This window comes from Acidobacteriota bacterium (genome assembly GCA_016208495.1).
GTDB lineage: Bacteria > Acidobacteriota > Blastocatellia > Chloracidobacteriales > Chloracidobacteriaceae > JACQXX01.
In genome coordinates this window covers 1-24,704 of the sequence record JACQXX010000082.1, presented here as the reverse complement: position 1 = coordinate 24,704, position 24,704 = coordinate 1, and the positions used below count along the sequence as shown (strand labels likewise).

The window sequence follows — 24,704 nt, the reverse complement described above, 5'->3', positions numbered from 1 at the left end:
CCCAATGGAACCAATCCTGAACAACATCCAGCCGCTCACCACACGACAATGATACCACTTTGCAATGGAATCATCGTATTAGAGAATATTCAAGTAATTCAATCAAATAGACTTAGTGAACTACTGACTACTGACTACTGACTACAAACTGGTATGACTTCATTTACCCTGATCGCGATCCATGGAAATGGCGGAGGTGGGTTTCGTTTTGAACGTGTCCGGCCATACATCCCCGCTCACATCCGGTTTCTGACACCAACGCTTCCTGGATTTGCCGAAGTCCCACCAAATAAACACTATGTAACCATCACTGACTATGCCGAGCACCTGTACTGGCTCGTCAAGGAGCAGACCCAGCCCGTTGTGGTGCTGGGAACTGGCATTGGTGGATCAATTATTCTGGAATTTCTTCAGTTCTTTGCGTTCAGTGTCGAAGGGGCAATTTTACATGCTCCGGTCGGAGCTGATCTGGACCGACGCTGGTTTCCACAATTGATGAATCTTCCAGGGATGCGAGCCCTCGGTAAACGTGCGTTTTCATCCCGGCTGGCACGACCAGTCTGGAAACGGCTGCTGTTTGAGAAACCGATTCCAGCCGACTATGTGGATCAATTTTTTGAAGAGTACCGTCGGTGTTCCGTGTTTGGACAGATGTTTGACCTGATTACACCGCACTGGTTTCAAATCCTGACGCCGGTTGATATTCCTTCGGTCTTGCTATGGGGCGAACATGAAAAAGGTCTCAACGGAAATCAACTCAATGCGCTTGAAACCTTACTGCCACAGGCTCAGGTTCGAATTGTACCCGATTGGGATCAGTTCCCAATGATTGAGCAACCCGAAGAATATGCGGCGGAAATCGTCGTCCTGGCCGCCCGCCTCCTCGAAAAAAACAAAGGACGGACACTGAGTGAGCTTCCGGCCCTTCAGAAACCGACGGGTGAACCTGCGATTCAACAGTTGTTATAGCTCAAACCCATTTCGTTCGGAAGTGAAAGTGTCAACGCGTTGACAGTCTTTTAATCAACTGTAATTAAAGGCTTTAAGCGGGGAAACCCAGGCAAGCATAATTCATTGAATTTTGCATTTTGACGCCTCACACCCACTCACTCCTGGCTACATCCGAATGGCCGCCACGACCCGAAACCCAACCGCGCTCAAGCCAACCTGGGGTGATACGTTTCGACGCCGGGCTGACCGGCAATAGCGGGCGCTATCGAGCCACGAACCTCCACGAACCACCCGATACTGATGGTTGGTGCCGTCATCCCAGGGGCGGTTATCGGGCGGGGCCCCCTGGTAATTGTCGTGGTACCAGTCAATACACCATTCCCAAACATTGCCGTGCATATCGTGCAGTCCCCAGGCATTTGGCTTTTTGAGCCCAACCGGCTGAGTCCGGCTTTCGGCCAGATCTTCACTGTACTCGTCTTCGACCGCTGAGTTATCGTCATACCAGGCATATTCGCCCAGGAGCTTTTCGTCATCCCCAAATGAATACCGGGTGGTGGTCCCTGCCCGGCAGGCATATTCCCATTCGGCTTCGGTTGGAAGGCGATACAAAAACTTTCCTCCCGAAGAATTGAGTCGCCGGAGAAACTCCACGGCGGCTTCCCATGAAACTTGCTCCACCGGAAGGGTGTCGCCATTGAAATTACTGGGATTTTGCCCCATGACGGTCACCCACTGCTTTTGGGTCACCTGATGTTTTCCCAGGTAAAACGGGCGCCGAATCGTGACCTGACGAACCGGCGATTCGTTTTCCACTTCGGTGGACCCCATCACAAATGAACCGACCCCAATCATGACCAGTTCCATTCCGAGCTGATTGGTAAATTTAATCTCATGTTGCACCTGCATGGTTGATACAGGTGGTCGTGAGGGCGGCAGGGTAAATTGGGGCTGGGGTCCGGTCGGATATCTGGGCGGCGGGGGTTGCGTCGGTGGGACTGGAGGCCGTGTGGCTGCGGATGGTGGAGGCACGAGCGGCGGTTGAACGACTGACGGAGACTGAGTGGAAGGGTTGGGTTGCACCACCGACCCATGAACCGTTTGAGCGTCCTGCGGCGTCGTGCCCTGGGTTGGACGAAAAGTCGGGGTGGAAACAACTCCAAAGGTGGACCCTGACGTTAAAGCCTGGTCACTGGTCAGTTGTTCGAGTTTGATTTCGGCCAGTTCGGCAAATTGTCCCTTCGGATAGCGTTTGAGGTAGGCGGCGAATTCTTTCGGGTTGGTGCTACTGCGGATGGAATCCCAAAAAGCCATTTCAACTGAGTCAATTCGTTCAATCCCCGTTGCCGGTGTCAGTTTTGACAGTGTGGCCTCTGTTTTGGGGTCAAATACCGGCTCAAGTTCTATCGGCACGGGGAGCGGGGTGTCCAAAATGGTTTCGGTCACCCGGCCATAGGTTTTGGTAAACACTTCCTCGGGTTTCAGGCTGTTGCGTTGAAGCAAATATATGGCATCCAGCATCTGGCGGGCTGACTTATAGCGGTCATCAACCATGGCGGCAACCGCCTTATCCAAAATCAGACCAAAGGCGGGGTCAATATTCAGGGCAAACTGACGCCACCGGATATCACCTGGGATTTTTGCCAGATCCTGTGGATTTTTCCCGGTCAGGGCGTGGATGGCGGTCACTCCCAGGCTATAAATGTCACTGGCGAACACGGGTTTGCCATAAAACTGCTCAATCGCCATAAAGGACGGGGTGCCCGCCATGACGGATTGATTGGCATCGGGAGAGAGGTCTGAGGTCATGACTTCTTTCACCATGCCGAAATCAATCAAAACATATTTTCCATCTCGCTCACGAATCATGATGTTATCGGGCTTAATGTCGCGATGAATGATCCGATTGGCGTGGATATATTCCAGGGCGGTTAAAATCCCGATCAACATGTCCTGAACCTGCTTTTCGGTCATTTGCCCGCAATCTTTCACCTGTTGGGTCAGGGTTTGGCCTTCAATCCATTCCTGAACCAGGTAAAACGACCCTGCCTCGCTGAAATAGGCGTACAGGCGCGGCACCTGCCCGCTTGAACCCTCGCCAAGCTGTTCCAAAATAGCGGCTTCCCGTTGAAACCGATCCTGAATCATCAAATATTTTTCGGGATTGGCGACCGGTTTGAGTTGTTTGAGCACATACTGCCGGCGCGACGGTGAATGGGTATCTTCAACCAAGAAAGTATGACCAAAGGCGCCGCTGCCGAGTTCCTTAATGAGTTGGTAGCGATTGCTGAATAACGTCATGTTCCGTTCGCAGGCTTCGAGAGGTGTGGTTTCAATGTCAGGTCAGAATGGCTCGACTGAGCGCAAAAAAAGTCGTTCGAATCAACATACCCGGAAACCACAGTTTTGGTGAAATCACCTGGAACTTTCAAGTACTGTCTGCAAAAAAACTTCAAATCAGGCAAAATCACTTCAATTTTGCAATCGAGCGTACCCGGAGTTGCCAATTTTCTTCCTTGTGTGAACTGTATGACTGACAAACCACGAACTGAACTCAGCCAGCCCTTTGACTTTACAAACCCTGAACTGGCATCAGTGTTTGACGAGCTGTCCTTTTGGTCATCCCGTTTTGGCGCCTTACTGGTTGACAACCTGGTCATCCGAAAACATCAGCGGATCCTGGATATCGGCTGCGCCACCGGGTTTCCACTTTTTGAACTGGCCCACATGCACGGGCCCACCTGTACGCTGGTGGGGATTGATATTTGGAAAGCGGCCCTTGACCGCGCCCGCCACAAACGCGACATCTATGGCTTGACCAATGTCGAGCTCATCGAAGCCGATGCCAGCCAGTTGCCATTTCCCGATGCCAGCTTTGACCTGATCGTTTCCAACCTGGGCATCAACAATTTTGCGGATCCAGCCTCAGTGCTCAGGGAATGTTACCGGGTAGCCAAAAATCACGCCCGGCTCATCCTCACCACCAACCTGTTTGGCCACATGGCTGAAGTCTACCAGGTCTTTCGTGAAACACTGGTTCGAATCAATAAACCGGAATACCTGCCCAAACTGGCCGAGCAGGAACACCACCGAATGTCAATTGATCGTGTTTCGGCACTGGTCGAATCAACTGGATTTCAAATCACCCACGTGGTTCAACAGAAATTTCACCTTCGATTTGCCGATGGCACCGCCATGCTCAACCACGCCCTGGTCAAATTTGGCTTTTTGGAAGGCTGGCTCTCTGCAGTGTCCCCAGATGATGAGACTGAGGTCTATTGTGAATGGGAAGAAGACCTCAACCGCCTGGCTCGCCACGCAGGTGAGGTCAATACCACAGTTCCGATGCTGTTGATTGAAGCCCTTAAAGTCTGACACGTTGCGCCTTGCGACACCCTGGCCCAACACAGGTCCGAAGTGCGTTGAGATTTGCCTCTAATGATCTCAGGAGCGGAGGTTGGGCGGTGGAGTAAATATTTTGGAGTTCATACGGGTCAACCTGAAGGTCATAGAGTTCACGTTCGCCAGTGACATATTCGATATACATATACCGTTTCGTTCGAATGGCAGCCCACTGAGGTGCTCTCGGTTTCTTTTTCCGGGAATTACCAACCGCCCCCTGATTGACAGATTCAAGATACATAAACTGGTTATCAGGTTTATCGTCCTCACCTTTGCCCGGCCAGTGCTCTACCAATACATTTTGTTGCTGGTCATCGGTCGGTGGAATATCTGGCCCCAAAAAGCTGACCAACGAATTGCCATCAACAAACTCTGGCGCGGTGATTCCAGCCAGCTCGGCAAAGGTCGGCGCCAGATCAATCGTGGCAATCATGGCCGGCAACTCTCGACCGGCAACGACCCCTGGACCACGCACGATTAGCGGAAACCGGATGGCATCTTCATAGGGAGTTCCTTTGCCAAAAGGAAACCGATGCGTGCCCAGATGAAATCCATTGTCGGTGGTGAAAAAAATATAGGTATTTTCCAACTGGCCTGTCCGGCGCAAGGTTTCCACCACCCGTTCAACCATTTCATCAACGGCAAGTAATGTTCGCAGGCGGTTTTGGTAGAGTTTGTCAATTGACTGGATTCTCTCTTCCGACAACAGTGGGAATCGCCTGACAAAGGCTGGTTTGTCGTTCACATCAGCTTCATTGAATGAAGGGACACGTGGGGTTTTGGCCGAGTTAAACTCGTTAAGGTGCCGTGGTGCCGGTGTTGCCGGTGTATGCGGCGCAATTCCACACAAAAACAAGCAAAACGGAGTGTCGGCATTGGCCTGTTGCTCAATAAAATTGACGGCGTAGGTTGAAAGCACGTCAGTTAGATAACTTTCTGGTTCGCCCCCATACGTTTTAACTGTCCCATTGACGTTGAGCTGATAGTTGAAATAGTTCGATGGTTGCCCATTGGTGGGGACACACCACTCAGTCCACCCCGGCGGAACGTAGTTGGCAGGAAAGCCTTTTGGATAGCCATTCAAATATTTTCCAAGCAGGGCAGTTCGATATCCGCTGTCTTGAAGCCATTTGGCAATCGTTGAATTTTCCAGGCCCAGTTGCTGGAATCGTTGAAAGCCACCAATCGGTGCTTCATTTGCCAGGACTTGATGGTTGTGGGTGTATTGGCCGCGTAGAATTGAGGTTCGACTTGGGCAACATTCCGGGTTACTGGAAAAGAAATTGTTAAAGCGTGTTCCCTGATCAATCAGATGGTGTTTGAGCCGAGGCATAAACCCAAAGCTTTGGGTATCCTGATCATCAGTGAGAATCAAAATAATGTTGGGCCGCACCCGTTGCAAGTGGGCTGGTTGAGGGAAAAACTGTGACCAGACAGGTTTTGGTAAACCCGCCAGGCCCAAGGCAAGACATAAAAAACATCCTATCAGCCCTAATTTTCGACGCAACTGATGGGAGGATCTTTTCTGGAAAGAAACTGCTTGTTTTTGTAAGAACATATGGGTTCAGCAGGAAGCGCGTGGAGTTGTTATACCAGTTTGTAGTCAGTAGTCAGTAGTCAGTAGTCAGTAGTCAGTAGTCAGTAGTCAGTAGTCAGTAGTCAGTAGTTCACTAAGTTCATTTTATTGAATGGCTTGACTGTTTTCTAATACGACCGCTTCATTCCAAAATGGTATTACAAATTATTTTGATTTTGACTCAAGGAGCCACACATATTTCTTCAAGCCCTGGGTACAGGCCGCAGATACCCCCATACCAGCAACAAGCTGATCCATATAAAATATTGTTTTATAAATATTTAACAGGAGTACCCGGCTCTTTTCCCGCAGCAAGAAAGTGATACCAGTTTGTAGTCAGTAGATCACAGTCAGCAGTTCATTAACTTCAATTGATTGAATTACTTGACTGTCTTCTAAGACGATCACTTCATTCCAAAATGGTATGATTTGCTTGCTTCCCAGCCTCTTTTTTTTCAGGCAAGGAGGAACCAAGAAATGCTGTGGCTTCTATTACAATTGTAACGCCAGCGCGTTTTCAAACTATCCTTTTTAATGGAGTTGAGACCGACAATAATGGGTGGGATCTGATAAGTACTTTACCGAAAATTCCAAGACATTTTAACCACGAAAAACACGAAAAACACGAAAAGAATCAAATACTTACCAAATTCAATATCTCAGGAAACTTACGACAGAGTACTTATGAGTTCTAAAAATAAATCCAGCTATTCTTTGTTTGAATGTTTCCTCGATTTTAAACCCAAAAGAGGGACGATTTGGAATGTTCAACTACTTCCATCATCAAATAAAAAGTCAAGAGTTGCTGCCTTTCGGCGGCCCCAGCATCCGTTCAGACCAACTTGGGGACATAAACCCCGCCTGAAGGCAGCAACTCCTGACTCTATCTCGATTTCCAAACTAAGAATTTGGGTTATACCATTTTGGAATGAAGTGATCGTCTTAAAAAATAGTCAAGTAATTCAATCAATTGAAGTTAGTGAACTACTGACTACGATCTACTGACTACAAACTGGTATTACTCGCCTTTTGTCGTACCAGCATTGAGAAGAATCACGATTGATTTCTTCTTATTTTTGGTTGCCAGAATTAAGTCCGGGAATCCATCCCGATTCAGGTCATCCGTTTCCAACAAAATCGGTGACTTAACACCTTCAAATTGAAGGCTTGATGCCTCTATCCCGGACTCTGAAAAAGTAACCAGCGTCAACTTTTTACTCTCGGGATGGGTAAAGATAATTTCTGGCTTTTGGTCGCCCACAAAATTACCACTGACAGCCCCGCCGACTGGTGGCAGATCAACTGAGCTTAAAACCAGATTAAATTCACCATTTCCATCACCAAATAAAATTCCAAATTTGCCGAAGGGACCTTGTGACGCAACCATCACATCCAGGTTGTTGTCGCCATTCAAGTCGTTGATGATAACGGTTTCTGGTGACATTGGAAGGGAAATTGAGCTTACGGTTGCCAATGTCTCACCTCCCAGAACAACACTTATAGAATTACTGCCCACATTGGCAATCACCAGGTCTTTGGTTCCATCTGAATTGAGATCATCAATGGCCACCTTTTTTGGTTTCAATCCAGTCTCAAAGGTCATGCTTCTTCCAAATATACCAGCTCCATTATTGAACAATACCAGCACCAGGTTGGCCATCTCATCTGCCAATACAATATCAATGTCTCCATCATTATCAAAATCAGTTGTTTCAATAGAATTAGGAGAGGAAGTTGAAGGACTTACACGAAGGGTAAAAATATAACCGGTATCTTCCTTAAACCCAGAATTGAATATCACGACGAAAGTACCAGGTACGGGAAGTATCAGTTCGAGCGTCTGGTTATTGTCCAAATCAGCCGCTGCCAGTAATGGAAGACTTTCATTAGTGGCGAAAAATTCTTCCAGATTTAACTGATAAACCTTATTGTCTGAAAAAGAGCCATCGCTGTTTGCCAGGTGAATTGTAATTACATTCCCTGCTCTCTCAATCAGGTCGGTTACTCCATCCTGGTTATAATCAACAGTTAAGATGGTTGTTGCAGACCCAGTACCTGAAATGAAAATCGGCTTTTGGAAGGCATTTTTTCCGGATGATTCACTTTTGGTCTCTGAATGTGTAGCTGATTGGTATTTCACGCCAATAACTGATGGCCATTCCCTTTTTTGCATTGCCCAGCTATTGGTACAAAATAAAATAACAAAACCCAGGCAAATAAAAATTCTTACACAGTGCCTCATTTTTTGACTTTCTCTCAACGGTTGGGACATAGGGGAACTCCTTACATAACCAAATATTCTGACCTGCTACAAAACGCGAAATATTTGGGTTTCTATGCTCACAATCTGCTCACAATCTTTTGAGGTAATGATCGAGGTTTCCCAGGTGGCTCGCAAAGCCTTGTAACCCAGGGCCTATTCAAACGGGCGATTTCTGGAAGCCAGCAATTCTTTATTTGAATCAATTCAAAGAACTTACAGCTTTTTCACACCTGTAAGCCCTTTATTTTCGATCTAACAAAGAGTTGCTGCCTGGAAGCTCAACCCATTTTCTTGAAATACCGTCTCACCGGTAATAGGAATTTACCGCTGGTTGCCCTGTATAATTTGGGCCAGCCTGATCATCAGCGCCAAGAAATGTCAGGTTCAAACTGATCTGTTTTTGTCCAAGACAGGTCAGGATTTTTCGGCGGGCATCAAAGTGCAGTCCCTGTTTTTTCAAAAGTGAAACCAGTAACCGATTTGCTGACATTCGATGGTCAAGTTTGAGATTGTTCAGGTCCAGATTGGCAACAAAAACCCCCTCTGTCGTCAACCAGGATACAGCGCGGGTGATCAAGTCAAGTTTATCCCCGATATAGTGCAATCCATGCACACAGGTAATCAGGTCAAATGGCTGAACTGGGTGCCAATTCGAGAGCGAAGCCGGAACCAGCTCCAGAAAATAAAAGGATTCAGGTTTGGGGAAAAATCTATCCACCAGGTCAACTCCCACCAGGCTCACCTTTCCAGCCAAACCAGATTCGTTCAATGTCTGAGCTGATTGCAGAACGGCTTTTCCCGTCCCACAACACAGGTCAAGCCACGACATCGTTGACTTCCGAGAGAGCCCGGTTGTGATGAAATTGAGCACATCAAACCGCAGGTCTTTTTGGTAGCTATTGGTGCCGGCGACATTTCGCTCACGGTTCATCAGTGAATTGGCCACAATCGATGAGCGTTCTAATTGATTGGCGTCCAACAATTTCATCTTGATTCCCTTTGACTGAAGCGACTGGTGTAAATCGGGAGTTTGGGAGGAACTCTCAGGCGATCTTTTTTCCACTGCCCGACAATTGCCAGAACATAGTACACCACCAGAAACGGCGAAATTCAATATGAACCGTAAGCGAGCAGGTTCAGCCTGACCAGTGCCATGACAATAAGGGAAAGCGGGAGAAAGGTTGCGGCAAACTGCGCAAAATTCCTCAATCCCGCATATCTTCGCAAGTAAATCAAACCAGCAACAACGCTCCAGGTACCCACAATCACCAAAAACCAGACGTTCAATGCTCGCGCCATTTCAAGTGAAAACTATTTTTCAACTGGTACACATATAGGATGGCCAGGGGAGAGGTCAGTCGAATAAATGTGAGCAGTTGGCGATAAGACCAGGTATCTGGCCATACGGGCAAAACAACCAGATAGAGATAGAGCGCCAGTACCAAAACATACATCACGGACCCTGGTCCAAAATATTGTAATAATTCAGCTTTGGGATGATCCCAGTATCGCCTAATCCCAACGACCCACGTCAAAATAAAACCAACTACCAGATGCCAGTATGAGGGATTTTCAATCTCAGCTTTGGTAAATTGAAAAGTCAGAATTCGGAACAAAGTTGAACAGACAGAGGCCAACATTTTGATTCACCTCCTCAAAATTCTGACCTTCATCAAAATACAGGAAGGGTGAATATATGGAGAATCCTCTAAAAACTCACGGGTTCTCAGATTTGTGGCCTGAAAATTGTCTCCTGCATAGTCAAGTGAAAAAATCGGGTTGCCCCAGACCTGGAATGATTGAACCGCACGTCTTCACCTTTTGAGTTGCAAAGTGAAAAAACTGCCATGAAAAAGATCCTCGTCATCCACACCAATCAGGAACACCGCCAGGAAACCATCGAATTTCTTGGAGAAACAATTGAAATTGAACGAATCGGTTCGGAAGGTGATCCAGAAAAAGTCCAGGCATTGATCTCCCAGTTTGATGGGAAAGTTGATGCCATTGCCCTCGAAGGCATGCCGGCCACACTGGAACTGGGCTCGGCTCGCCAACCACATTCGTCAGGGACCCGCCTGGCCAAAGCCGCAACGCAAACCCCAGTCGTTGATGGCCACGGCGTGCGTTCAGGATTGGAACGGTGGGGGGTAATTCTGGCCAATCGGGCGCAACCGGGAATTTTCAGTTATAAGCGAATATTGATGTTTCCTGGATTAAATCACACGGGCCTGGCTCATGCACTGGGGCGGAGCGGTTCGGAACTTCGTTATGGCGACCCGATCATGTATTTTAATCTTCCGGCACTTCCTGGTGTCGGAGCAAAATACACGCTCGAACAGGCGGCGCCAACCACACTTGATCAATTAAAAGACGCTCCCTTTCGTCGGTTGCAACCTTCCCCTGGCGAACCTCACGCGAAACGGACAACCCAAATTTTCGATTGGGCTGAAGTGATTGCCGGCGACATCGGCGCCATCCTTCGCTATGCTCCCAAAACACTGAAGCGCAAGACTGTTGTGGTTGAAAACGCCTCGCCCAACCAAATCGAAGAGTTGCGCGAACGTGGGGTTTCAATCGTTGTGACTCTGATGCCTTCGCTTTCAAAAAATGACGCACTCGGCTGCTGGTCGGCGGCAACGCTGGAAGCCGTCCTGGCTTCGTTGCGCACCAAAAAAGATTCCCCGTTGGATGAAAATACCTATCTGGACCTGATGGCTGAAATTCAATGGACGCCGTCAATTCAGTACCTCCAGCCAGACGAAGCTGGAATCAACCGATTTGCGTTTGTGATTCACCCACTTGACGTCAGTTTTCTCAACGCTGACCCACGTTTTACCTGGACGAGGTTCTTTCCTGATTGGCTGGTCGAAATGGTGGGGTCGTACCTTCCACCAATTTATCTCTCCCGAGTTACTGGTGGGGTTTCACCTACGACCGGCCAACGCATTGAAGGGTTTTTGATTACCCTGTGTGCCACCCCTCGGCGAATGATGCGCATGGATCCCCGATTTACCTACAAACAACTCAACCGGGCGGCCCGCATGGCCGAACGACTGGGGGCACGCATTATGGGATTGGGGGCCTTTACCAGCGTGGTCGGCGATGCTGGAATGACCGTGGCGCACGAAGCCGATATTGCCATCACCAGTGGAAACAGCCTGACCGTGGCGGCGACGCTCGAAGCGGCCAAACAAGCCGTCATCAAGATGGGCATGAAAGATCTAACCCGTGGCAAAGCCATGATCATTGGCGCAACCGGTTCAATTGGTTCGGTGTGTTCACGACTCCTGGCCCAGGCAATTCATGACGTGGTGCTGGTCTCTATCGAACCCGAGCGCCTGATTGACTTAAAACGCTCGATCCTGGAAGAAACCCCGGAAGCCAAAGTCGCGATTGCCACACGTCCGGATGAACTCCTCCCAGAATGTGATTTGATCGTGACGGCAACGTCAGCCTTTGGACAACGAATTGTGGATATCACGAAATGCAAACCTGGCGCCGTGATTTGTGACGTCGCCCGCCCGCCCGATATCAATAAAAAGGAAGGCGCGCTCAGGCCAGATGTTTTGGTCATTGAAAGTGGAGAAGTTTTGATCCCAGGTGATATTGATTTTGGCTATAACATCGGGCTTCCGCCGAAAACGGCCTATGCCTGTCTGGCGGAAACTTCGCTTTTGGCAATGGAAGGTCGGTTTGAAGACTACACGCTCGGGCGCAACATCACGATAGACCGGGTGAAGGAAATCTACCGGCTCTTCAAAAAGCATGGATATCAATTGGCCGGATTGCGATCATTCGGAAAATACATCACGGATGAAGACATCGCGAAAAAACAGGACTTGGCTGAAACCTGGCGAAAGGACCCCGAAGGATTTGCCCGCATGCAGGTAGACGCATCTGAAAAGCTGGCCAAAATTCCGGTCATGGCCAAAGGTGTAAGCGGCTAGAGAATGAAGAATGAAGAAAGTGGTTAGTGGTTAGTGGTTGGTGGTTGGTGGTTTAGTGCTTGGTTCCTGGTGCTTGGCGCTTTTCGAAAAGTTTATTCTTCAGCCCGACTTCTTCAGCCCGTTTTCTTCAGCCCCAAGCCCTGAGCCCTGGGTTTTTCAGCCCCAGAAAGGTGGTTTATATGTCAACACATCCCACAAAAAGGTGGTTTTCAGTTCAGGATTTCCACCGGATGGTTGAAACTGGAATCTTGACTGAAGATGACCGAACAGAACTGATTGCTGGTGTGGTCATTTCAATGAGTCCCTTTGGAAGTCGGCATGCCGCCTGTGTCAAACGGTTTAATGCACTGCTTTCGAGGCAACTGCTTGGAAAAGTGATTATTGGTGTCCAGGATCCAATTCAACTGGATTCGTTTACCGAACCCCAACCTGATCTTTCAATTCTCCAGTTCAAAGATGACTTCTATGCGGAACAACATCCGCAGGCGAACGAGGTGCTGCTCGTCATTGAAGTCTCAGACCTTTCGCTCAGTTACGACCGAGACACAAAGTTGCCAATGTATGCCCAGGCTGAAATTCCCGAAGTATGGATTGTTGATTTGACGGCTGAGAAAATCCTGGCTTACCAGCAGCCAAAAGCTGGGAGGTACGACGTCCAGGAAACGTATACGGCCACCACTAAACTCACCTCGATAGCTGGGTTTCCGGTCGAAATCAACTTTTCAACGATTTTTGATTAGGGAATAATTCCACCTGTGAAATCAGGTAGAATACTTTAAGCACAAGAAGAGAAGGGCTTCTAAAACTGCGAAGAGAATGAAGCGGCTTCCCACTTTGTTCCAGCCAGAATGGCAGCCATCAGTTTATCGGGAACCACGACCTCAGTCCGGTTTCGCTCAAGCGGTCCAAAGCGAATTTTGAGCGGAGAACTCTCCAAAACGGTTTCTTCAGGTTCAAGCACCGACTCGACCTCGGCCACAATTTCCACACCACTTGCCAGACAGGCGCCGCGCCATTCACAACTGGCGTGAGGTTTGTCTTTTGCGGCAACAATGATCGCGTGAGTACATAAATTGAGAAACGCTTGAATGTCCCTTTTGATTTTCCCGCCACAATCAACAAACACCAGCCTTTTTTGAGCTTTCAAACCTTCCAACGACACCCTGGTTTTTTCGATAAAATCCTGGTCAAAAGTTCCTTTGTGCCGGATGATGCTCACCACTTCGGGCAAAGATTCCTGGCTCCAAATTCCTTCTCCATCGGGACAAGCGACTATCAGGAAAAAGTCAGTGCCATAGTCTGCCCCCATCAATTGTTTGAGACGATCTTGCACCAAATACGCCAAAACTGATTTGCCGCTATGTGGAGGACCAACAAAGGCAATCACTTTGCTGCTCACGGTGACTTGCGCCCCGACAACGGGTGAGGCGTCAGACTTCCGGGTTGTCAAATAAAGGGTTATCTGGTTTGCCGGAATCATGGTTCCAACCTGCATTTCCGGGATTCTGGATAGGACAATGAGTGATCCAAACCGAGGGTCAAACGTCCCAACCCAGGGAAAATCCTGACAAAGACCTGCTAAACGAGCATAGAGCCAGACTGGCCCTTTCCCATTGATGACCAGCCCTTTATCCAGATTAGCCCCACTGGGAAGCTGAACCTCAGCCAGGGTTCCTGGGTCCAGCGTCAGGTTGCCATCAACGTAAAAATCAAGGATCTGAAAGTTTTGATCCGTTTGAATAAACTGAAGATTTAGATTCCCCATAACTTTTTCTCTTAAAATGAGTTGCCTTGGGTATTCCCAATCCGCACTGCAGCACGTCTAAGTGGCCGACCAGCAGGGCCGCCCCTTCTTCACGTGTAGATTTTTTAATGAACTCCGGCTGGGACGAGGCGATGAAAACTGTTTTGAGCATCCCGAAGGGCTGCCGTTCGGATAGCCGGTCGGTTGCGAGGCTTTGTGAGCTACCACCGGGAAAGGGTCGTTTCCCTACCCCCCCGCGCGAGCCGCGCCCCTGTGGGGCGCGGCTCGCGCGGGGAAAAAGAATCGGCCACCGGATCCGGTGGTAGGCCCAAAGCGGCCAACCGACCGGCTATCCGAACGGCAACTCTTCGAGGTGCAAACCAAAAATCTACACTTGAAAGGGCCACCCCTCCCAGAAAGTGAACAATTTGTTCCAATCCGCACTGCAGCACGTCTAAGTGACAATGAAAAGGTACAGGATCGGCCTGGTTCTAAACAGTTACTCGTTGGACACCATCAAACATAAAACATCTGTTTTCAAAGTTTACAGGAATTGTGCGAACCTTTCACCGTTTTGACCATGGCTCAGGTTGGCGGGATTGGAAAGTGAACGAAGGTCTGGCTACTTTAAAGGATGAACTTTGGACTGTCAAAACCAATCTATTCCAGATGCGGATGGTCAGGCGGATACCGAAACTGAAGCCGTCATTATCGGTCAGAACGGGCTGAATCACGGATGGCCTGCAAATTGAGGATTTCAGCAACTTCGAACTGAGGCGGAACTTTGCCTTCAATTGGTCGAAGTCGCACAACCGCCGGGAAATATCCCATCCTGCCGTGCAGTGCAGCCAGAACCAGCGCCGCAATCGGGCTAAAACTCGGCAGATTGATCAAAATGGCTTCGGTTTGCCACTGCTGGGAAAGAAACGGGATAGATTCAATCAGGGGTTTCACTTGCTCGCCAAATGGTTGTTGAGGATCAAGTTGCGTTTTGATTTGTATGACTTCTTGAATCACATTGCCCGCCAGATTTTCAATGGCAGTTATCTGGGTTGGGGTAAGCGGGTGGGAAAAGTTAATTACAATCATGAGAACTCCTTGCCAACGTCTGCGAAAATTGTAATGTCCTCATCATGGCTGGAATTGCGCTTCGTCCGCCGATGAGAATCAATATCGTCCGTTCCATAGTTTTTTCTCCCTATTTGAGGTCATGAAGAAGTTCGTACCGTCCAAGCCCAAAGGTAGTCGCCGTCCCAATGTGCAGCACCTCCCCGGCAGCCAGCAAAGGAAGGAACTCGGCTAACACTGGACCTGAAAAACAAATTTCACCCATCAGCCCGCCTAGTTTTAATTTGGTTTGCTGCCGATTTGAAAACCGCTCCATATCATTCCACCACAATGAATTGGCGGTGGTTTGGATCTGGCTTGCCAGGGCCGGCAGACGTTCGGTGTCAACCCGTGGAGGCGCCGAGCCGAAGGCTTCGGTCAAGGTCTCCATTCGGCGCATTAGGTGGCGAACAATATCCACAAAACCGATGCTGTCCTGCAAATTGCCTCCCTTGCGAAGTCGCAACGGTGTCAAAAACCGAAGGGTGAGTGATTCCGCCAGAGGGTTGAGTGGCGCCAGTCGCCGTTCGATCACGTTGGAAAGAGGTGTGATCGCGGCATAAAGCGCTTCGGTATCAGGCTTTGGTTTCTCAATCGAACAAATTTGGGTTTTCCCCCAGGCGGTCACGGAAGCCAGTTGGAACGGCGTCCGCGATGAACCAAGTCCCTGGTCCAGCATCAGTTCGACAGCGACGGTTACCAGCAAAACCAGGTTGATGGCTTCGCCCATAAGGATAATCCCAAATTCCAGTGGATCACCTTCCTTGAACCCAATGCGGGAGACACTGTAATGCACAAGCGGAGGAATCAACAGGTAGGGATGGGGAATATCCTGGTGGCGGTGATTTGGAGACTGGTGCTGTGGAACTGCCGTTTCAAATAGAAAGGCATAGCGGCACTGGGCAGGTTGCTGGCAGGTTTGAGCACAGCGGGTTGGTCCTTCGAGGGCGCAGGCGACTTGTTTGAACGCATGTCCAAAGGCACCTCGAAGCGTTGACCCAAGAAATGGCGGAAGTGTGGCCGGTCGAGTGCTCTTACAACCGAAGGTTAACTGGATAAGGTCCAATTGCGAGAAGTCCTGTGGCTTCATGGCTGCCCTCTTTAAAAAGTTGTCAGAAATGAAGGCCACAGCATATACGGAACGTGTGCAAAAGTATATCCTTTCACTGTTCTTTAGCTATACTATTTTGTAAGTTTTCTTTTTGAGGGAATAAAAACTAACCTGTTGAAAAATAACTGTTTCCAAAATCTTCTATTGGTATTTGATAATTTTTCGGTTATTCAAGTCTACGGACAGCTTGTTCAAGTTCTCGGGCGATGTGTTCCGGGTGCGCATCCTTTGAAAAAGAAACTGATGGGCCAAATCGAATCTGAACTGAACCCGGTGCCGCCCAAAAGCGATTGAACCAGCGCTGCTTTCCTTTTTGTTGTAATTCGTACAGACCAGCCAGGTAGACTGGCACCACCGGCACCTGGATTTCCCTGGCCAGGACGCCAATACCTGACCGAAACGGATGCATGTGACCTTCCTCTGACCGGCGACCCTCGGGAAAAATCAAAATGTGAAACCCCTGATCCACGGCCTGCCCGGCGTAGCGAAAACTCCGCCGGAACCCGCTTTTTTGCGGCAGTGGAAATACGTTGAAAAAGAGCACGATCAGAAGATATTGCACCGGCATCCAGAGTCTCCGAACCCATCCTGTGCCTGCCGGGGGAAATCGAAAATCCCGCAAGCGCTCGCCTTCCATGGCAATCGCCAGTCGGGAACGTACCTTTGCCGGGAGCGCCGCTAAAATCAGCGCGTGGTCGGCAATCGTGATGTGGTTGGCAACCAGCACCACCGGGCCAGTCAGGTGAGCCAGATGGTCGCGGCCTTCCACTCGTGTCCAACACAACACCGTACAGACTGGCCAGACAATGCTGTAAAACAGCAGTTGCCGCAACCACGTCCACGGAGCACGCATCGCCCAGGCCGGGAATGGATAGGGCGCGTCAGAAAGTGGCTGGGGCTCAACGGGTGACGCTTTTGACTCACGCAACCCAGGGCTGGTCGCTCCAATCGCCTGTTCAATCAGGTATTGAAGCTGGCCCACTGTGGTTGCCGCCGTAAATGCGGCTTCATCCAGTTCGATGTGAAAGTGGTCTTCAAGCCAGCTCAAGAGTTCAACCTTTCCAAGCGAATCAAGCCGGCAATCGGTCGTCAAATTTGCTTCCGGATCAAACCGGAGTGGTTTTTCATGGGTAATTTTTTCAATCGCAGTCAACAGAAAATCTGAAGTCAACTCTTCGCAGAGCGTTTGGCTTTGGCCAGTCCCAAGCTGTGCGGTGGCCCAGGCCATGACATCGCGCTTGCGGGTTTTGTGGGTGCTGGTGCGTGGAAAATCAGACCCCGGCCACACCAGACATCGTCGAATGGACTGGTACGGGTTCAATCCAGCGTTCACGGTTGCCAGAAGTTGATCAACCGCTGTTTGTTCATCCCGTACAATCACCACGGCTACGGGTTCTGGTCCGGTTTGACCGTCTATCCCAAACACAGCGGCCTGCCAGATTTCAGGCTGCCGGAGCAGGGCGGCTTCCAAATCCTCGGGGTAGATATTCATCCCGGCGCCGGTCACAATGACCTCTTTTTTCCGCCCACGAAAAAACAGGTTGCCTTCCGCATCACGAGACCCAATATCCCCGGTGCGGAGCCACCCATCGTCGCTCAGAGGTTGAATTTTGTCTCCTTGCCAGACACCAGCGGCAATATTTTCACCTCGGACCAGAATTTCTCCGCCGTCATCAAGCTTGAGTTCTCGGCCTGGAAGCGCTTTCCCAATTGAACCCTGGCTGAGTTTAAAGGGATGCACCACACTGACCAGCGAAGCGGTTTCGGTCATTCCATAACCCTGAATTAACGCAAACCCCAGGTGCCGCCAGAAAGCTTCAAGGTTTTGGTCCAGCGTGGCACCGCCCGAAATAAAGGCCCAAAACTTCCAGCCAAACTGGTTGTGAACCTTCCGGAATCGCCACCAGCGACGGGCAAAGTGTTCCTTCGGGCACTCAGCCAGCACCGTCTGGAGTGATTGACCAGGGTGCGACACCAGCCAGTCTCGCTCTACTTTTTGCCGCAGGGTTTCAAGCAACCGGGGAACAATCACACAAACTGAAATCCGCTCCCGGCGAATGGTCTCCAGAATTTCGGTTGGGTTGACGCTGGTTTGGAAGTGGACTTCACCACCGAGCAACTGGGGCACAAAGACACCCATAAACTGGCCAAACACGTGACTTAATGGGAGTAAGTCCAGAAATCGAATTGGATGAAAAGGCCGTTCCCATTTTAAATACTTCTGGATTTCCTGTTCGAGTGGCTGCAGATTGACCAACAGATTGCGGTGGGAAAGGCAAATTCCCCTGGGTTCCGCCGTTGTGCCTGAAGTGAAAATGATTTCAGCCACATCAGTTGACTTGATTTCAACTGGATGCCAGGGCGTGTGAGGATGTTTTGAGACGGTTGCTTGAATAGTTTCCAGCCGAAGCCAGGAGATTTCCGGAGGAGACTGAGCCTGGGTCGCCGAATCACAAAATCCTTGTTTGGCCCCGGTTTGGCTGATGATTCGACTGACAAACTCAGGTGTGCTTTGAGAATCGAGCGGCACGGCCACGCTGCCAACCAGTAAACATCCGAAAAAGGCCGCTACCCATTCAGGGCTATTCTCAGCCCACATTAAAATCCGGTCTCCTGGTTCAATTCCCTGGGCGGTGAGTTCATGGGCGATTTGAAACGCGATTTCAGCCGTCCGCCGATATGACCAGCGAATCACCCGCACGCCTCGTTTGACAGCAAAGGCCGTTTCGTTGCCACGGTTGAGAAAGTCAGCCAAAAAGCTGGTCAGCGTGGTACGTGGTGGTGAGGATGAGGTGGTCATAAGTACGTTACCGAAAATTCCAAGACGTTTTTAACCACGAAATACACGAAATACACAAAAAGAATCAAATACTTCCGAGATTCAATCTCTCAATAAATTTATGGCAAGGTACTTATCGTTGCATAAACCCCAGCCAACGCCAAATTCCAGTGCAATTTTCGGAAACAGACTCCCAGAAATTTATCTTGCCGTCTCTTTCACTTCCAGCCTGGCCAACATCCGCTCCCGCACCAGTTTGATTTCAGCGCAGGTGACCTGGGCTCAAAAGGAGCCGGGCGGGACAGTGGTTGAGTTCAAGCTGAATCAGTGAACCTGTGAAGCTGAGACAACTATAGTTCTTCAGAAAAAAAGATTCCTGCCTGGGAGCGCGGGGCGTCTCGCCCGCAACTCATTTGTCATCAATAGATTTGGTGCGGGCGGGACGCCCGCGCTCCCAGGAAATATTTATCTAAAAAGCTATATCAACCGTGACTGCATTGGAAAAAGGGCCGCCCTTCATCTGATTGACTTCCGTGCATTTTGCCGTGGAGAAATTATTGACCCTTTAGTTTCATATAATTAGATGAGCAAAGCACTTACGAATTCAACCTAGTCATGATTTCATTGACTCCTTCACAATTTTTCGGGACTGGATTCAAAGAGGAAAATGCGCAGAAGCTGTAAGTGCTTATTTTTCAGGCATAGAGTTCTGCGACACGCTCTAATTAGCCACATTTTACAATATTTCCGGAATATAATGCTTGACGAGGGGGGGGGGCACCAAAGTATTCTCACTCACCTTTTCAAAAAGATAACAGGCACAATTGAACCTGAACCCAGCACAATGACGGTTATGCCTCGCATGTGGTGATGCGAACTTTCCTGGGTTCATTCTAAACCGACTCAGGCCAGATACTTTTGAAATTTCGGAGTGCGGCGGCTTGACGCCGCTTTGAAGCAGGTAAACTTTACGAATGATTCATCTTTCAATTTCTTGAAATCAGCCAAAAGCACGGAGCTTAAGCGTGAGCTTGCTTCGACCCAACAAATCAAACAACTTGAGTTGTATCAAGACCTTAAACAACGAGAAAAAAGTTCAGAGTTCCGCCTTTAGGCGGGTTTTGTATCCTGAACCTGGTCTGAAGGGACATCGGGGCCGCCTGAAGGCGGAACTCTGAACGGGACCGCCTAAAGGCAGCAACTCTGAACGGAAATCATTCCAACCTCGTGCTGGATCACCCGGCAGGTTGAGGTGACGTAACACAAATGTGATCAACAATTTGGAGGATTTGCTCATTTCCAGAACCGCCTGAAGGCGGGACTCTCAACCACGTTTCTAACACGGCAGGTCAGGCACGGACCGTCTCGCAAACTCTCCCTGCCTGACCTGATGCGGTGCTTTCAATTGTTACAAAGAAAGGAAGACAAAGCTACCATGTTTGGCTCCTCTGGTACAAGTGTGCGTTTGTATCGGCGGCGGCTTCCGGTCATGTTTTTGGCCGTGCTGCTTGCCAGTCTTCAACTCTCGATGGGCCTGCCCTGGCGGGTACTGGCCGATTCCACCGACGAAACCGCCAAGCCTAACTCGACGGCGCCTCCGACGCCGAAAGTTGTCACCGTCAACCGAACGTTAACGGCGTTCGATCCCTGGCCGACGTATCCTTCTTATTCGGCAAAACCAACTGTGGATGAACTGTCACGGGTAAAAGTACTGGCTGAACCGTTTGTCTACATCGGCAAGGTTGATCCTGAATCCGCAAAACTCACGGCTGAAAATGCAGCCCTGGCCGAAGCAACGACACAATTTCTCAGTCGTCAAAACCTCGATGACACCTCAGCGTTAGTCGAATTTGTCAAAACCCACCCTGATTCCGGATGGAATGCCTCAGTGCAACTCAACCTGGGCCTGTTTTACCGTCAAACCGGGTATTTTTTGAAAGCGATGGATGCCTGGGAATCTGCATGGACTCTTTCCAAAGCCGAAACACTTGAACGTCCGCGAGCCGTGGCTGATCGGGCCGTGGCCGAACTGGCTTCGCTCAATGCCCGACTGGGTCGGTATGACCGCCTGGAAAAACTCTTTCAGGAAGTCGGTTCCCGAAATCTGCTGGGCGCCGCTGCCCAGAAATTCAACAACGCCAAAGAAGGTCTGGGTTTGATGAATCTGACGCCTGGAACTTCTTTTCTCTGTGGACCTTATGCGCTCAATAAAGTGCGCGGTTTACAAAATCCATCGGATAAACTCAATCCCAAAATCATCGCCATGCGCTCAACCCGTCAGGGAACTTCGCTCGCGCAACTGGTGAAAATGGCTGAAGACATCAAAATGGGGTATCAACCGGCGAAGCGTGAACCGGGGAGTGAGGTCATGTTTCCAGCGATTGTTCACTGGAAAGCGGGTCACTTCGCGGCAGTGGTTGGTCAAACCCAACTGAAAAGCGGAGTGGTCCGATACAAAATTGCCGACCCAACCTTCGGTGAAGATTTCTGGGTAAGCAAAGAAGCCCTGGATCAGGAAGGAAGTGGATATTTTCTGGCCCCTGGAGGCGAACTTCCCTCTGGATGGAAGCCAATCTCAAAGGACGAAGCCGCCACCGTGTGGGGGAAAGGTGCCGCCGATGACCACGACCCCAACCCGTACCGGTGCGATAGTGATAAGACTGGCGATGATTGTCCGGGTGGGTGCGAAGATTCAACTGGAATGGCAACCTATGCGTTCCATACTATGCTGGTCAACCTGAACATCAAAGACACGCCGGTTGGATATCGCCCGCCGGTTGGTCCAGGAGTCAGTTTTACCGTGACCTACAACCAGCGTGAGTATTTCCAGCCATCTGTGTTCACTTATTCCAACCTGGGTCGGAACTGGACTCACAACTGGTTTGCCTACGTCGAGGATGACCCGACCAACCCCAGCACTGACGTTGGGGTGTATTTGCGCGGGGGAGGTCGAGCGATCCATAAATTCAACACCACCACTCAGGATTTTGACCCTGAAGAATATGACCAGTCCAAACTGGTGCGTATTTCCTCGTCATCGTATGAGCGCCGGAACCGTGATGGCTCAAAGGATGTGTACAGCGCCTCGGATGGTTCCACAACGGCGCCCCGCAAGATTTTCCTGATCCAGCATGTTGATCCACAAGGAGATACGGTCTCCTTGAACTATGACGGCAGTCTGCGGTTACGGGAAATCCAGGACACCATCGGCCAGGTGACGACCCTGAGCTATGACCATCTGACCGATCCGTTGAAAATCACGAAAGTGACCGACCCATTCGGTCGCTTTGCCCTCTTTGACTACAATCCTTCAAACCAACTGTATAGCATTGAGGATGTGATTTCACTGACTTCCAAATTTGCCTATGGAACCAATGACTTCATCACTTCGATGACAACGCCGTATGGCACAACCACCTTTGAAACGGGGTCGGCTGATCCCGCTTATGGCAGTAACCGCTGGTTGATGGCAACCGACCCATACGGTGACGCCGAGCGGCTGGAGTCACTTCGGGATGCCGACGGGTTATATACGGAAACTGATCCGTTTCCCCTGCCGACGGGAATGCTGGCGGCATCAAGCCATCAGTATCGAGGATCATTTTACTTTAACAAAAGCACCTGGGGGAGATATCGGTTTGATTACAACCGGGCCATCCATACTCAATGGGGGCACAAGACAGATGCCCCATTCTACACCTCCGGATACAAACTCAGCGAGAAACGACCATTTGAAGGCCGGGTCTGGTACAACTATCCTGGGCAAACATCAAATGGGTTTCAGGGTACGGTGGCCCGGCCCTCGAAAATCGGACGTGTTTTGGATCATAACCCGCTTTCAACCACTGACCGAACCCAGTTGACCCGGATGGAATACAACAGTTTCGGTCAGGTTACCTCAATGATTGACCCGTTCAACAATGTGCAGCAAAGCGCCAACACTCAGGGACGGAAAACCATCAACATTTATGCCTCAAACGGGATTGACCTGGTGGAAGTCCGTCAAACGACCGAAGGCGCTGCCGCCGGGGTCTATGACGTGATTGCCAAATACCAGTACAACTCACAACACCTTCCAACCAGCAGTACCGGGGCTGATGGAAAAACGACGACGTACACTTACAACGCCCGTGGACAGGTGTTGACGGTGACAAACGCGAAAAATGAAACCACGACCTATGCCTATGACACAAACGGCTACCTGACGGGCGTGACGGGACCGGTGAGCGGTGCGACCACGACCTACACCTATGATGGATATGGTCGGGTGCGAACGGTGACGGATTCGGATGGCTTTACCACCACGACTGATTATGACGCGATGGATCGGCCAACCCGGATTACCTACCCGGACACGACCTATGAGGAAATGACCTATGACAAACTTGACTTGTTCAAGAGTCGGGATCGGCTGGGACGAATCACCGAAATGACCTATGATGCCCTGCGGCGGGTGGTCTCGGTTAAGGACCCGCTCAACCGAACAACAACCTTCAACTGGTGCAACTGCGGCGGTCTGTATCAAATGACCGATGCCAAAGGTCAAGTGACAACCTGGAATCGTGATATCATCGGACGGGTTGTGAGCAAGGTACAGGATGGCGGTGGAACCATTGATTATGAATACGACACTGCCGGACGACTGAAAAAGACTACGGATATACAAAACCAGGAAACGACATTCCTGTATTATCCAGACAACAACATTTACCGCGTGTCATATGCATTCACGTCAAATGCAACACCAGCAGTCACTTACAACTACAGTACGAGGTACAACCGGGTAACCAGCATGACGGATACCCTTGGAAACGACTACGCTTATTTTTACCACCCGGTGGCCACAACCACGCCGTCTCTGGGTGCCAACCAGCTTTCACGCGAGGTAACACCGAACGGAACGCTGGAATTCACCTATGACGAACTGGGCCGGATGTTGACCAAAGAAGTCGAAGGCGTGACCGAAACCATGACCTACGACACGTTGGGGCGGGTGACAAATATGTCCAATGCGCTGGGGGCATTTGGCTATGCTTATGACGGAGTCACGAGACGCCTGACCCAGATTACCTACCCCAATACCCAAACCACGACGTTCAGCTATTTCGGCAACAGCAACGACCGGCGGTTGCAAACGATTCTAAACAAGAAAGGTGCAGCAACAATTCATTCACAGTTTGATTACACCTACAATCCATTTGGCGAAATCACGAGCATGCAGAAAAATGGGTTTGCCAATTCGGATTCAATGACCTATGATGCAGCCGGACAACTCAAAACCTACTCCAAAGCCACCAGCGGCGGAGGCTCAACGGCGTACACGTTTAACTATGACCTGGCAGCCAATCGGAACCAGGAAATCATTGGCGCGACGACGACCAACTTTACCTTCAACAACCGCAATGAACTGTTGACCCGCAAAGTCGGCACCGCCCCGCAAACCAATTATGGATATGATGCCAACGGGTGTCTGATCAATGACGGAACACGCACTTTCGGGTGGGACGGTGCTCAGCGACTGGTTGAAATTGAGGAGGGGACAAACCGGGTCGAGTTCGTGTATGATGGGATTGGCCGACGAATCAAAAAAATCAGCAAACAAGGCAGCACGGTGGTCAGGGAACAGCGCTACATCTGGTGTGGGGCTGAAATCTGCTGGGAGCGAACAACAATCCCAGGGGTGAACCCAATCACCAAGCGATTCTTTTCACAGGGGGTGAAAACCAACAGCACGGTAAACTACTACACGCGGGACCATCTGGGGAGCGTGCGGGAAGTGACGGACAGCAGCGGAAATGTCGTTTCACGGTACGACTACGACCCG

The 24,704-nt window shown here is 50.0% G+C and carries 14 protein-coding genes; 5 read left to right on the top strand and 9 right to left on the bottom strand.

The window, feature by feature from the left end; genetic code table 11:
- The first annotated feature begins 153 nt into the window (after positions 1 to 153).
- Positions 154 to 969 (top strand): alpha/beta hydrolase, encoded by an 816-nt coding sequence (locus HY774_16530; GenBank protein MBI4750093.1) that lies wholly within the window; start codon positions 154 to 156, stop codon positions 967 to 969.
- 147 nt (positions 970 to 1,116) lie between these two features.
- On the opposite strand, the gene HY774_16525 is transcribed toward HY774_16530, so the two are convergent.
- Positions 1,117 to 3,252, bottom strand: coding sequence for an SUMF1/EgtB/PvdO family nonheme iron enzyme (locus HY774_16525; protein MBI4750092.1), 2,136 nt, complete (start codon positions 3,250 to 3,252; stop codon positions 1,117 to 1,119).
- 228 nt (positions 3,253 to 3,480) lie between these two features.
- On the opposite strand from HY774_16525, the gene HY774_16520 reads away from it, so the two are divergent.
- On the top strand, positions 3,481 to 4,326 hold the full coding sequence (locus HY774_16520) for a class I SAM-dependent methyltransferase (protein MBI4750091.1): 846 nt from the start codon (positions 3,481 to 3,483) through the stop codon (positions 4,324 to 4,326).
- On the opposite strand, the gene HY774_16515 is transcribed toward HY774_16520, so the two are convergent.
- From HY774_16515 to HY774_16500, 4 genes are all read right to left on the bottom strand, one after another.
- Positions 4,316 to 5,911: a sulfatase gene (locus HY774_16515; GenBank protein ID MBI4750090.1), complete on the bottom strand. Its 1,596-nt coding sequence runs from the start codon at positions 5,909 to 5,911 to the stop codon at positions 4,316 to 4,318. The two genes, HY774_16520 and HY774_16515, sit on opposite strands and share 11 nt — an antisense overlap.
- A 1,036-nt stretch (positions 5,912 to 6,947) precedes the next feature.
- Positions 6,948 to 8,201, bottom strand: a complete 1,254-nt coding sequence (locus HY774_16510) for a VCBS repeat-containing protein (protein MBI4750089.1) — start codon at positions 8,199 to 8,201, stop codon at positions 6,948 to 6,950.
- Positions 8,202 to 8,496: 295 nt separating this feature from the next.
- Positions 8,497 to 9,180, bottom strand: coding sequence for a methyltransferase domain-containing protein (locus HY774_16505; GenBank protein MBI4750088.1), 684 nt, complete (start codon positions 9,178 to 9,180; stop codon positions 8,497 to 8,499).
- A 295-nt stretch (positions 9,181 to 9,475) separates the two neighbouring features.
- Entirely contained in the window at positions 9,476 to 9,832 is a 357-nt protein-coding gene (locus HY774_16500) for a hypothetical protein (protein ID MBI4750087.1), read from the bottom strand.
- 207 nt (positions 9,833 to 10,039) lie between these two features.
- On the opposite strand from HY774_16500, the gene HY774_16495 reads away from it, so the two are divergent.
- Positions 10,040 to 12,139 carry a serine carboxypeptidase gene (locus tag HY774_16495; GenBank protein ID MBI4750086.1) on the top strand — a complete coding sequence of 700 codons (2,100 nt, stop codon included), beginning with the start codon at positions 10,040 to 10,042 and terminating at the stop codon, positions 12,137 to 12,139.
- Positions 12,140 to 12,318: 179 nt separating this feature from the next.
- Positions 12,319 to 12,879 carry a Uma2 family endonuclease gene (locus tag HY774_16490; protein ID MBI4750085.1) on the top strand — a complete coding sequence of 187 codons (561 nt, stop codon included), beginning with the start codon at positions 12,319 to 12,321 and terminating at the stop codon, positions 12,877 to 12,879.
- A 59-nt stretch (positions 12,880 to 12,938) separates the two neighbouring features.
- On the opposite strand, the gene csx3 is transcribed toward HY774_16490, so the two are convergent.
- From csx3 to HY774_16470, 4 genes are all read right to left on the bottom strand, one after another.
- A complete protein-coding gene (csx3, locus tag HY774_16485) occupies positions 12,939 to 13,904 on the bottom strand; it encodes a CRISPR-associated protein Csx3 (GenBank protein ID MBI4750084.1) in 966 nt (321 codons plus the stop codon).
- Positions 13,905 to 14,591: 687 nt separating this feature from the next.
- On the bottom strand, positions 14,592 to 14,972 hold the full coding sequence (locus tag HY774_16480) for a hypothetical protein (protein MBI4750083.1): 381 nt from the start codon (positions 14,970 to 14,972) through the stop codon (positions 14,592 to 14,594).
- A 109-nt stretch (positions 14,973 to 15,081) separates the two neighbouring features.
- Positions 15,082 to 16,080, bottom strand: coding sequence for a CRISPR system precrRNA processing endoribonuclease RAMP protein Cas6 (gene cas6 / locus HY774_16475; GenBank protein MBI4750082.1), 999 nt, complete (start codon positions 16,078 to 16,080; stop codon positions 15,082 to 15,084).
- Between the two features lie 187 nt (positions 16,081 to 16,267).
- Positions 16,268 to 18,901 (bottom strand): AMP-binding protein, encoded by a 2,634-nt coding sequence (locus HY774_16470; protein MBI4750081.1) that lies wholly within the window; start codon positions 18,899 to 18,901, stop codon positions 16,268 to 16,270.
- 1,414 nt (positions 18,902 to 20,315) lie between these two features.
- Between HY774_16470 and HY774_16465 the strand changes: the two genes are divergently transcribed.
- The coding region (locus HY774_16465; protein MBI4750080.1) for a hypothetical protein at positions 20,316 to 24,704 on the top strand (4,389 nt) is incomplete at its 3' end.